Raw genomic sequence first — 11,971 nt, 5'->3', positions numbered from 1 at the left:
CGTTCGGCGTCGCCGCCGACCGTCCCTCCCGGCTCAGCTCGCCCGGATGACGAAGTACTGGTCGGCGTCGCCCGTGCAGGGTTCCTGGACGACTTCGGCTCCCTCGACGGCGTCGCCTCCGGTGGTACCGATGCACTGGCTGCTGTGAGCCGGGCGGAGCCGGAATCCGGTGGAGCCGTTCGTGGCGGACTCCACGCGGAACAGGGTGGCCCGGGCGCAGTCGTCACGGGGTTCGAGCATGCCGTTGACGGGGCCTCCCGTCATGACGGTCAGGCATCCCTTGCCCAACTCGGGGTGGTGCCACTGGATGCGGTACAAGTTCTCGCCGGCGGGTTCGAGGTAGGTGCGGGGTACGGAAGCCGCGGCACAGGGGATGTTGACGGCCACCGCGCTGCCGTAGGCGCCCTTGCGGTCCCGTCCTTCGGTCAGGCACAGATCCGTCTCCCGGGCGGGGCGGATGGTGACCCAGCCGTCGGTCACGGTCCGCACATCGGTGGCCGCGGCTTTCCGCGCGTCCGGGCCGTCGGAGTGGCCGGTACCGCCGGATCCAGTGGGCGGAAAGCCCCGGATTCCGACGGCGAACAGGACCGCGGCGGACAGGGCCGCGGCGAGCGCGGCGGCGACGGCGAACACCCGTGTGCGGCCGCGCCGTTGCCGCAGGGAGGCGGACTCCTCGGTCACCGGCCTCGCTCCGCCCTCCGCCCGCGCCGTGGCCGGCGCCGGAGTCCCGACCGGTAAGTGCGGGGCTGCCCCCTGGGCGACGATCCGCTCCCTGGCGTCCAGCCAGACACCTACGCGCTGACCGTCCCCGCAGGCCCGCACGAATGCGGCCAGTACGTCGGGACGCGGCAGGCCGGCACGCCTCAGGAGGTCGGCCAGCGTGCTGCGGGCCAGCACGTCACCGTTCCGGGCGGCCTGCTCCTCCAGCTCGCGGTACGTCAGACCGGACCGTTCCTTGAGCTGCTTCATCAACTCGGCAAACCCCGCGGAGTCCCGGGCCTCGTGCGGAGATGGCTCACTCGGGGTCCCCATGCCCGCCATCTTGCTGCGGCCGTCGCCCAGGGGACAACGGCGGAATCCGCCATGCCGGACCCCGAAGCAGAACTGCGTACCGTACCGTCCTCGGCACCGTGCTTGCCGAGCTGGTCAAAGCCCTGTCCGGCGCGTGTCCCGGACAGCGGGCGGGCTGTCGGCGATGTCCGCGCCCCGCTCATCCGCTCCGAGGTCCGTCCACGGGGCGTCGTCCGCATGCGGTGTGCGCACCGCACGAGCCGCTGCCGACGTCCGTCGTGCCCGCACCCGGGCACGGCGGCAAGGCCCCGGGGCCGCCGCGGCACCGCGCCACCCGCGCACGTCACGTCCCGGAGCGCAGGCTCAGTGCCCGCAGGGCCAGCTGCATCTCGAACTGTGCCGACGGGTCGCGCAGTTGCTCGCCGAACACCTCGTCCAGCTGCCGCAGGCGGTAGCGCACCGTCTGCGGATGCACGGCCAGCCGCTCGGCGACCTCGCTGGCGTTGTGACCGCACTGGAGCCAGCACAGCAGTGTCTCGGCGAGACGTTCGCGCTGGGGGGAACGCACCTGGTCGAGCGGCTGGAGCCGGCGGCTCACCATCGCGTCGACCAGTGCCTCGTCGCGGAACAGCAGCAGCGTGGCCAGGTGGTCGGCGCATCGCACCACTCCGGTGCCGGGCAGGACACCGCGCCGGGAGAGCGCCAGGGCGTCCAGGGCCCACCGCAGGGAGCGGGCCCCCTCGTCGGGCGCGACGGTCGGGCCGACGGCCGCGCGCGGTCCGTTCAGCACCGCCCCGATGGCCCGGAGCGTCCCGGGCCGTTCGGGGTCGGGCACGACCATGACGCCGGGTTGCCGGTCGAAGCAGCCGAGGAACTCGGGCGGGAGGATGGGGCGCGCCGACTCCGGCGCTGGGTCGTGATCGACGACCACGACCGCGAGTTCCCGCGGGACGGTCCACCGTGCGCTGTGCGCCAGGTCGGTGATCGCCTCGACGGACGCCGAGGGCTCGCCCGTCAGTAAGTCGATCAGCCGGGTGCGGCGGAGCTGGAGCTCGCCGGCCGCGTGCAGCCGCGCCTCGGTGTAGCCGATGGTCGTCGCCGCCGCCATTTCGTCGATCTGCAGGAACAGCGCCTCACCGAAGGTGGCCAGGACGTGGCGGGGCAGCACCTCGGCGTCGACGAGCGCGTTGACCCTGCGCCAGGTGACGCGTGCGCCGAGACGCAGCGCCGCCTGGAACGAGTCCAGGCTGCGGCCCTCGTCGGCCTCACCCCGGCCGATGCGGTGGTAGGTGGCCTTGACCTCCTCCCAGTCCGTGTCCGGTTCGGCCATTCTGGCCAGGAAGCCGCGCAGTGCCTGCTCCACACCCCGGTGGACGACGTGGCTGTAGGTGTCGTCGCTGGGCCGGCGGTACTCGTGGATCTCCTTGCGGATGGCCTGGACGACTTCTTCGGTGATCTCTTCGAGGAACGGCCTCAGATGCTCGTGGAGCCCGGCCGGAAGCGACCGGAAGGTCGCCGACGCCTCGGGGATCGCCGTGTCCGCCGTCTCGACGGCGGCCGGTGGCTGCAAACCGTTCACCATGCATTGATCCTTTGCGCGTGAGGGACAAAGGCCCGGTGAAGATACCGCCGCTGTGCTGTGAAGGCTCTTCGCCGGACGACAGTGCTGCTGCCGCCCGTTGTCACTTCGGTGACAACGGGCACCGCGGCCCTCATCGGGCGCGGATGGTCCGCGCCCCGCCCGCACCGGCGGTGTGCGCCCCGTCCGTCCGCGCGTTTCGCGCCCCGTGCGCGGGTGCGGCACGTGCACCGCCCGCATGCGCGGGGCGGCGGCGCGGACGCCGGTGCCGGCCGCGGCGGCGCAGGGCGACGGCCGTGACCGCCGCTCCGAGCAGGACGCAGCCCGCGGCCAGCCGCAGGCCGGAGTCGTAGCCGTCGAGGAACGCGCCGACCGGATCGGCGCCGTCGCGCAGGGCGGAGCGCTCGGTGCGCGTCAGGACGACTCCGACCAGGACCACTCCGAACACTCCGGAGACCTCACGGGCCGCGCTGACCAGCCCCGAGGCCATGCCCGTCCGGGCCGGGGGCACATCGGCGACGGACCGTACCGTCAGCGGGGCCGTCAGGGCCGATCCGGCGCCGATGACCAGCAGCCCCGGCTGCAGGTCCCAGTAGTCCGCGTGCCGTCCGGTGCCGGACACGTACCAGAGCCCGGCCGCGACCAGGACCAGCCCCGCCGCGATGGACAGGTGCGCGCCGACGGCCCGGGCGGCGCGCTCGGCGAACGGGGTGACCAGGAGCAGAGCGAGCGCGAGCGGGAGGAAGGCCAGTCCCGCCCGCGTGGGCGAGAAGCCCAGCACGCGCTGGAGGTAGAGCGCGGTGAAGAAGAAGACCCCGTTGACGCCGATCCCCCACAGCACCTGGGCGGCGGCTCCGCCGGAGAGCGCACGGCCGCGCAGCAGCCGCAGCTCGACCAGCGGCACGGGGGCACGGGTCTCGACGACGAGGAAGGCGCAGGCCGCGGCCCCGGCCAGCCAGAGGCAGAGCGGTGCGGGCGGCGTTCCGAAGCCGTGCTCGCCGCCCTTGACCAGTCCGTAGGTCAGCAGGAACAGCGCGAGACACGACAGGACGACACCCGGCAGGTCGAGGCGGCGCAGCAGGCCGGCGCCGGTACGGGCCCGGGCGGCGCGGCCGGCGGGGACGGCGGGGACGGCCGGGACGGCGGGGACGAGCAGCAGGGCGAGCGCGCCGAACGGCACGTTGAGCAGGAACACCCAGGTCCAGCCCCACCGTTCGGTGACGAAGCCGCCGATGACCGGCCCGAGTGCCAGAGCCGTGGCCAGCGCCGCCGTCCACAGGCCCACCGCCATGGTGCGCCGTCGGGCGGGCAGGTCGGCGGCCACCACCGCGAGGGAGGCGGGGATGACCAGTGCGGCGCCCACGCCCTGCACGGCGCGGGCGGTGATGAGCGTGCTCCCGTCGCCGGCCAGGGCGGCCGCGGCGGAGGCCAGGGTGAACACGGTGATCCCGGTGGCGAGGACGGAGCGGCGCCCCAGCAGATCGGTGAGTCTGCCGCCGGTGAGCAGCAGCGCGCCGAAGGTCAGCACATAGCTGGTGGCCACCCATTCGAGGTCGGTGACGGTCAGTCCGAGATCCCGCTGAACGGTCGGCAGCGCCACATTGATCACGGTGTTGTCGAGTGTGGTGATGAACCCGGTCAGGGCCGCCATCGCCAGCAGCGCGCACAGTCTTCCCCGGCTCATCGCTCCACCTCCCGACGCGGCGCCGTCGCCGTCGTCCCCGGATTCTGCGTGCCGGACGCCGCTGCCCGCTGCTGCTCCCAACACCCATTTCGCGGCCCGCCGTTGTCAGCGGAGTGACAGAGGCGGGCCGTCGTTCTGTCAGCGATCCGTCTTACTCGGGAGTCACTTCGCGGCGGAACCTGGTGCACCGTCAGGGACTCGCGCTTCCGCCCTCCCCACGTTCCCGGGCCCCGTTCCTTCCCCCGACCTCGATCAGGTGGAGCTGTCATGACCCGATCTCAGCCCCTCACCGGCCCTCTGCTGACCGACCATCTGCGGCACTGGTCCGACCGGTTTCCGAACCGGCGCGCCGTCACCTTCGTGGACTTCCCCCAGGCCTCGTCCGCCGGGCGGCATCACACGCTGGGCTGGCGGGCGCTCGACACCCGCGCCCGCGCGGTGGCCGGCCGGCTCGCGGCGGTGGCCCGCCCGGGAGACCGTGCCGCGCTGCTGCTGCCGCAGGGCATCGACTACACGGCCGCGTTCCTCGGCTGCCTGTACGCGGGGGTGATCGCCGTACCGATGTTCAGCCCCGAACTCCCGGGCCACGAAGGGCGGCTGGCGGCCGTCCTGGAGGACTGCGAGCCCGTCTGCGCGCTCTCCGACGCCGCGACCGCCCCGCGGATCGCGGACTTCACCGGCGCCCAGGGCCTCCCCCGGCTGCCGGTGGTGCGCGTGGACGAGCCGGCCGGCCGGAACGCTCCCGCCGCCGCCCCCGGTTTCCGTCCCGTCCCGGAGGACATCGCGTATCTGCAGTACACCTCCGGATCGACCCGGAATCCGGCCGGAGTCATGATCAGCCATGCCAATGTCGTGGCCAACGCCCGGCAGGCGATCGACGCCTTCGGTGCGGATCCCGCGTCCAGTACGACCGTCGGCTGGCTTCCCCTCTTCCACGACATGGGCCTCGTGCTCAGCGTCGCCGCCCCCGTGGTGGGCGGATTCCCGTCCGTGCTCATGGACCCCGTGGCGTTCCTGGAGGACCCGGTCCGCTGGCTGCGGCTGCTCGGTTCGTATCCGGGGACGATCAGCGCCGCCCCCAACTTCGCGTACGACTACTGCGTGACGCGGACCTCGGAGGAGCAGCTCGCCGAACTGCGGCTGGACCGGGTCGCCGTGCTCATCAACGGCAGCGAACCGGTGCGGAGCGCGACCGTCGAACGCTTCGAGCGGGCGTTCGCGCCGGCCGGTCTGTCACCGGCCGCGCACTGCCCGGCCTACGGCCTGGCCGAAGCCACCGTGTTCGTCACGACGGACACGAGGGAGCAGGCACCGACCACCGTGGTGTGCGACCCGGAGGCCCTCGCCGACGGGCGGATCGAGGTCCGCGGGCCCGGCGACGGGGCGGTGACCCGCCTCGTCTCGTGCGGGACCCCCGCCGGACAGGAGCTGCGCATCGCCGGTCCGCCGGGCGGCGAGGTGCTCGGACCCGACCGCGTCGGCGAGATCCAGTTGCGCGGCCCGAACATCGGTCTCGGGTACTGGAAGCGCGCCGGTCTGTCCGCCGAGACCTTCGGCGCGGGGACGGACATGGGCGCGGGCGCGGGGCGGGAGGAGGACGGCGGCTGGCTGCGCACCGGTGACCTGGGCGCGGTGCACGCCGGCCGGCTGCTCGTCACCGGGCGGCTCAAGGACCTCATCGTGGTGGACGGCCGCAACCACTATCCGCAGGACGTCGAGGAGTCGGTGCAGTCCGCCGTGGACGCGGTGCGCCGGGACCGGCTGGCCGCGTTCTGCGTTCCGCGCGGCGACGACACGGCCGACGAGGTCGTCGTCGTGGCGGAGCACCGCCGGGGCGCCGAACCGTCGGACGCCGAGCGGCGCTCGGCCGAGCGCACGGCGCGCGCCGCCGTCTCCGCCCGGCACGGGCTGCGGCTGGACCGGCTGCTGCTCGTGCCACCGGGCTCCGTGCCCCGTACGACCAGCGGCAAGGTGGCGCGGGCGGCGAGCCGCGCGCGGTTCCTCGACGGGGGCTTCGGCGCGACGGGCCCGGGAACGGGCTCCGCGGCGGGCTTCGGCCCGGACTCTCCCGTGAACTCCGCCGCGGACGCCGCCGCCGGCTCCCCCGCGGGCTCCCCCGTGGACTGCGCCGTTGACTCCCTCGCGGGCTCTCCGCCGGTGTCCGGCGCCGGAGAGGGCGGTGCCCGATGACCGACACCGACCGCCTCCGCACCGTCATCGTGGAGCAGCTGTGCCGCTGGTACGGCTGCCGGCCCGACGAGATCACGGACGACCGCCCGCTGGCCGAACTCGGGCTGACCTCCCGGGACGCCGTCGCGCTCACCGCCCTGATCGGCGAGAAGACGAACCGGCGCCTGCCCCCCACGCTGCTGTGGGACACCCCGACGATCGGCACGCTGCTGGAGCGGATGACGGACGGGGAGCCGGACACCGTTCCCGCCGCCGCGGCGAAAGCCACGCCCCAGCCCGGGAACGAACCGGCCGCCGGGGGCACCTCCGGGGACGAACCGGTCGCCGTGATCGGTCTCGGGTGCAGGTTCCCCGGCGGCGCCGACTCCCCGGACGCCTATTGGCAGTTGCTGACGGAGGGCCGCGACGCGGTCGGCACCGTGCCCGAGGGACGCTGGGCCTCGTTCGTGGGCGACGGCGGCGCCCTGCCCCCGGACATCAGCCGGCACGGCGCCTTCCTCGACGGCCCGGACCCCGGCGGCGCCCCGGCCACCGGCACGGACGGGGTCGCGGGCTTCGACGCGGAGTTCTTCGGCATCGGCTCCGCCGAGGCCACGGCCATGGACCCGCAGCAGCGGATCCTCCTGGAGGTGGCCCGGGAGGCCCTGGACCACGCGGCGCTCCCCGCCGCCTCCCTCGCCGGGACCCGCACCGGGGTCTTCCTCGGGATCAGCGGCAACGAGTACGCCCACCTCACCACCGCGGCCCCGGCATCGGTGGACGCGTGGACCGTTCCGGGGTCCGCGCTCGGCGTCGCCGCCGGCCGGCTGTCGTATCTGCTGGACCTGCGCGGGCCGAGCCTGTCCGTCGACACGGCCTGCTCGTCCTCGCTGGTCGCCGTGCACCACGCGGTGCGCAGCCTGGCGCGGGGCGAGAGCGACACGGCACTGGCGGCGGGCGTCAACCTGCTGCTCTCCCCCCACGTCACGCTGGGTCTGCAGCGGGCGGGCGCCCTGGCGCCCGACGGCCGCTGCAAGGCGTTCGACGCGGGGGCGAACGGGATCGTCCGGGGCGAGGGCTGCGGTGTCGTCGTCCTGAAGCGGCTCGCGGACGCGGAGCGTGACGGGGACCGGGTGCTGGCGGTGATCCGCTCCACCGGGGTCAATTCCGACGGCCGGTCCAACGGGCTCACCGCGCCCAGCGCGCGGGCGCAGCGCGCGCTGCTGGCCGGGGCGCACACCGCGCCCGCGACGGTGGACTACGTGGAGGCGCACGGGACCGGCACGGCGCTCGGCGATCCGATCGAGGCGGGCGCGCTGGGCCATGTGCTCGGCGCGGGGTCCGGCCGGCCGGCCGACCAGCCGCTGCTCGTCGGATCGGCCAAGACCAATCTGGGCCATCTGGAGGCGGCCGCGGGGATCGCGGGCCTCATCAAGACCGTCCTGGCCCTGCACCACGGTGAGATCCCCGGCCAGCTGCACTTCTCGGAGCCCGGGCCGCACGCCGACCCGGAGGCGCTCGGTCTGCGGGTGGTGACCGGGCCAGAGCCGTGGCCCCGCTACTCGGGCACGGCCACCGCGGGGGTCTCCGCGTTCGGCTTCGGCGGCACCAACGCCCACGTCGTCCTCACCGAACACCGGCAGCGCCGGCGGCCGCCGGTGCGAGCGGTGCAGGCGGTGCGGGCGGTGCGGGCGGTGCCGGAGGTCCGGGAGACGCAGGGCGTGCGAGCGGTACAGGAGCCGCAAGCAGGGCCGGGGGCGGAGGGGGCGCGCGGGGCGCGCGGGGAACGGCCCGTCGTCCTCCTCCTCGACGGCCCGTCCGAGGACCGGGTGCGCGCCCACGCGGGCGAACTGGCCGCGTGGCTCGCCGCGCCCGGCAGCCGTGCCGTGCGCCCGGCGGACGTGGCCCGCACCCTGGCGGGCCGCACGGGCCGGGGCCGTCACCGGGCCGCCGTGGTGGCGCGGGGCAGGGAGGACGTCGTCGCGGCGCTGACCCGCTACGCGTCCGGGGATCCCGACCCGCGCCTGCACACCGGCAGCGGCGCGCCGCCGGGCGGGCGGGGACCGGTGTGGGTGTTCTCGGGCTACGGCTCGCAGTGGCCCGGCATGGCCCGCGGACTGCTGTCCACGGAACCGGTGTTCGCGGCGGCCGTCGACCGGATGGCCGCGCTGCTGGCCGAGCACGCCGGGCTCGACCTGCACGCCCTGCTGCGGCCGGAGGCCGGACTGACCACGCCGGACGTGGCGATGCCCGTCCTCTACGCCGTGCAGGTGGCGCTCGCCGAGCTGTGGCGCGCGTACGGGGTGGAGCCCGCGGCCGTGATCGGGCACTCGCTGGGCGAGGTGGCGGCGGCCGTGGTGTCGGGCGCGCTGGACGAGGCGACCGGCGCGCGCGTCGTCGCGGTCCGGTCCCGGCTGCTGGCGGGCCTGACGGGCGGCGCGATGGCCGTGGTGGACCGGCCGGGCGACGCCCTCGGCGTACCGGCCGGGGAGCTGCCCTCCCTGCGGGTCGCGGTGCACGCCTCACCCGTGCAGAGCGTGGTCACCGGCTCGGCCGAGGACGTGGACGGCCTCATCGCCCGGGTCACGGCGGCGGGCGGGTTCGCCCGTCCGCTGCCCGTCACCGTGGCCGGTCACTCGTCCGCCGTCGACCCGCTCCTCGGGCCGCTCGCGCGGGAGCTCGGCACCGTGCCGCACACCGGCGCCCGCCTCCGCCGCTACACCACCGTCCTGGACGACCCGCGCTCGGACGCCCCCTGCGACGCGGAATACTGGGTGGCCAACCTGCGCCGGCCGGTCAGGTTCGCCCAGGCAGTGCGGGCGGCTGCGGAGGACGGCCACCGGGTGTTCATCGAGGTCTCGCCGCACCCGACGCAGCTGCATCCGCTGACGGAGACGCTGAGGGAGGCGCTGGGCGGGGCGGATGCCGGGCCGGGTGCCGGACACCATGCCGTACCGGGCGCCGGGCCGGATACCCGACAGGGAGCTGGACCGGGCACCCGACAGGGCGCCGGGACCGCGGACGTGCTGGTGCTGCCCACGCTGAGCAGGGGGACGGACGACGCGCTCGCGTTCCGCTCCTCCCTCGCCCGGCTGCTGGTGCGCGGGGTCCCGGTGACGGCGCCGCGCGAGACGCTGAACCCGGAGGGCCGGATCGTCGACGTCCCCTCCGCGCGCTGGCGCCATGTCCGGTTCTGGGCCGGGGAAGCGCCCGGACGTGCGCCGGTGGCGACGGACCGCGCGCCTCTGCCGCGCGGAGTCTCCGCGGTCGACCGGCTGCGGCGCTGCGTCGCCGACGTCATGGGGTACAGCGAGGACCGGGTCGATCCCGACGCCCCGCTGACCGACCTCGGGCTGGACTCCCTGTCCGCGGTCCGCGTACGGGCGGCGGTGGAACGGGAGTTCGGCACGGTCCTGGAGGCCGCGGCGCTGCTCCGGCAGGGAACGCTGCGGGAGGTGTCCGGCCTGCTGCCGCGGCTCGGCGACGGAACGCCGGACCACACGGCGGCCCCGGCCGGGGCGCGTGCCACCGCCGGCGTGCCGGGCCGGCTCCGCACCTTCCCCGCCGTCCACGCCGTTCCCGCCGGCCCCGCCGTTTCCGGCACCGGGGCGCCGCTCTTCCTCGCCCATGCGGCGGGCGGATCGGCGGATGTGTACGGGCGTCTCGCGGAGCGCATGGCGGGCAGCCGCCCGGTGCTCGGTTTCGACCGGCTGTCCGAGCCGGAGGACGTGACGGAGCGGGCGGCCGAGTTCGCCGCGCGTGTCCGGGAGGCGCGCCCGGAGGGACCGTGGCTGCTGGGCGGCTGGTCCTACGGAGGTCTGCTGGCCCAGGAGGCCGCCCGGCTGCTGTCCGCCGACGGCACGGTCGCCGCACTGGTCCTGCTGGATTCGGTGCTGCCGCTGCCCGCGCCCGTCGGTGAGACGCCGGCCGAGGAGGCGCGGCGCCGCTTCGAGGGCTTCGCGGCGTTCGTCGAGAAAACGTACGGGCGGCCGCTGGCCCTGCCCTACGGGGAGCTGGCCCTCCTGGACGACACCGGGCAGGTCGACCTGGTGCTCAAGACGCTGGAGCAGACGGTGGAACTGCCCGCCGCCGTACTGGCGCACCAGCGCGCGTCGTACCTGGATCTGCGCAGCGCGGAACGGCACACCCCCGGTCCGTACGCGGGCCGGACGCTGCTGTACCGGGCGACCGAACCGGCGCCGCACACGGTGCGGGACGCCCGGTACGAGCGGGACGACGAGGCGCTGGGCTGGGACGCGTTCTGCTCCGATCTGACCGTGGCGCCGCTGCCCGGCCACCATCTGTCCCTGCTCGACCCGCCGGTCGTCGACACGCTGGCGGAGCTGCTCGTGCGCGACCTCCCGCCCGCCTGACGGGGCGTCCGGCCCTGCGTCCGCCCCGGCGTCCGCCCCGGCATCCGACCCGGCCGCCGGCGGCTCTCCCCCTCCGTTCTCCGAAACGAGGCCCTCCATGTCACGACCATCACCACGGCACCGGCGCACGCGCCGCCCGCTCAGAACGCTGGCCGCGCTGACCGCCGGCACCGCCCTGCTCGCCACGGACGCCCTGAGCGCCGCGGGAGCGATGGCCGGCGCGCCGACGGCGTCCGGCTTCTCCCGGGCCACGACCACGGCCGCGGCGTCCGGCGCGCGCATCGTCTCCGAGCGCCGGCTCGACGCGCGGACGCTCGATCTGATGGTCGACTCCCCGGCGGTCGGCACGACACTGCCCGTCAGGGTGGTGCTGCCCGCCGGCTTCGAGACCGAGCCGGACCGCACCTGGCCGGTGCTCTATCTCCTGCAGGGCGCGCACGACGACTACACGTCCTGGACCAGGGAGACCGACGTCGAGGAATTCCTGGCGGACAAGGACGTCATCGCCGTCATGCCGTCGTCGGGGCCGACCGGGATCCCGACCGCCTGGTGGAACTACGGCCGTTCCTCGGCGCCGGACTACGAGACGTTCCAGGTCGAGGAGGTGATGGAGCTGCTGAAGCTGCGCTACCGGGCGAGCGGCACGCGCGCCGTCGCGGGCGTGTCCACGGGCGGGTACGGGGCGCTGGCCTTCGCCGCGCGGCGCCCGGGGGCGTTCGGCGCCGCCGCCTCGTACAGCGGCATCGTCGACACCACGGCGCCCGGCATGCCGGCGGTGCTCAACGCGATCGTGGCCCGGGAGTCGCAGCCGCCCTTGACCCTCTGGGGCAGTCCCCTGCTCCAGAGACGGCTCTGGAACCAGCACAACCCGGCCGCCCAGGCACGGCAGTTGGCCGGTACCCGGCTGTACGTCTCGCAGGGCAGCGGGATACCGAACACCGACTTCGGCAACCTGGAGGGGGCGCTCCTCGAAGGGACCCTGTGGCTCCAGGCGAAGGGGTTCACGAAGCGGCTTGAGTGGCTGGGGATCCCCGCCGAGACACACCTGTACTCCGGCGGCTCGCACGCCTGGCCGTACTGGCAGCGGGAGTTCAAGGCCTCCTGGCCCGTACTCGCCGCCGGCCTCGGCCTGCCGCCGTCCTGACCCGAGCCGCC

Annotated in this window: 6 protein-coding genes; 3 read left to right on the top strand and 3 right to left on the bottom strand. The window is 75.1% G+C overall.

Annotated elements, in window-relative coordinates; translation table 11 throughout:
- Positions 1–33: 33 nt before the first annotated feature.
- From IF83_RS0105385 to IF83_RS0105375, 3 genes are all read right to left on the bottom strand, one after another.
- Positions 34–1,032 (bottom strand): XRE family transcriptional regulator, encoded by a 999-nt coding sequence (locus IF83_RS0105385; RefSeq protein ID WP_244176855.1) that lies wholly within the window; start codon positions 1,030–1,032, stop codon positions 34–36.
- A 322-nt stretch (positions 1,033–1,354) separates the two neighbouring features.
- Positions 1,355–2,593 carry a PucR family transcriptional regulator gene (locus IF83_RS0105380; RefSeq protein ID WP_078843183.1) on the bottom strand — a complete coding sequence of 413 codons (1,239 nt, stop codon included), beginning with the start codon at positions 2,591–2,593 and terminating at the stop codon, positions 1,355–1,357.
- Positions 2,594–2,723: 130 nt separating this feature from the next.
- Positions 2,724–4,274 (bottom strand): MFS transporter, encoded by a 1,551-nt coding sequence (locus IF83_RS0105375; RefSeq protein WP_051722479.1) that lies wholly within the window; start codon positions 4,272–4,274, stop codon positions 2,724–2,726.
- Between the two features lie 267 nt (positions 4,275–4,541).
- Here IF83_RS0105375 and IF83_RS0105370 point away from each other — a divergent pair, with 267 nt between their 5' ends.
- The 3 genes from IF83_RS0105370 to IF83_RS0105360 all read left to right on the top strand — a co-directional run bounded on the left by IF83_RS0105370 (position 4,542) and on the right by IF83_RS0105360 (position 11,960).
- On the top strand, positions 4,542–6,464 hold the full coding sequence (locus tag IF83_RS0105370; protein WP_078843182.1) for a fatty acyl-AMP ligase: 1,923 nt from the start codon (positions 4,542–4,544) through the stop codon (positions 6,462–6,464).
- The gene (locus IF83_RS0105365) at positions 6,461–10,816 is read left to right on the top strand and encodes a type I polyketide synthase (protein ID WP_030542857.1); all 4,356 of its coding nucleotides are present in this window, start codon (positions 6,461–6,463) and stop codon (positions 10,814–10,816) included. The genes IF83_RS0105370 and IF83_RS0105365 overlap by 4 nt, the downstream gene beginning before the upstream one ends.
- Before the next feature lie 97 nt (positions 10,817–10,913).
- Positions 10,914–11,960, top strand: coding sequence for an alpha/beta hydrolase (locus IF83_RS0105360; RefSeq protein ID WP_030542856.1), 1,047 nt, complete (start codon positions 10,914–10,916; stop codon positions 11,958–11,960).
- Positions 11,961–11,971 lie beyond the last annotated feature (11 nt).

Source organism: Streptomyces albus subsp. albus (assembly GCF_000719865.1).
GTDB lineage: Bacteria > Actinomycetota > Actinomycetes > Streptomycetales > Streptomycetaceae > Streptomyces > Streptomyces albus_E.
This window is presented reverse-complemented; position numbering and strand designations above follow the sequence as displayed.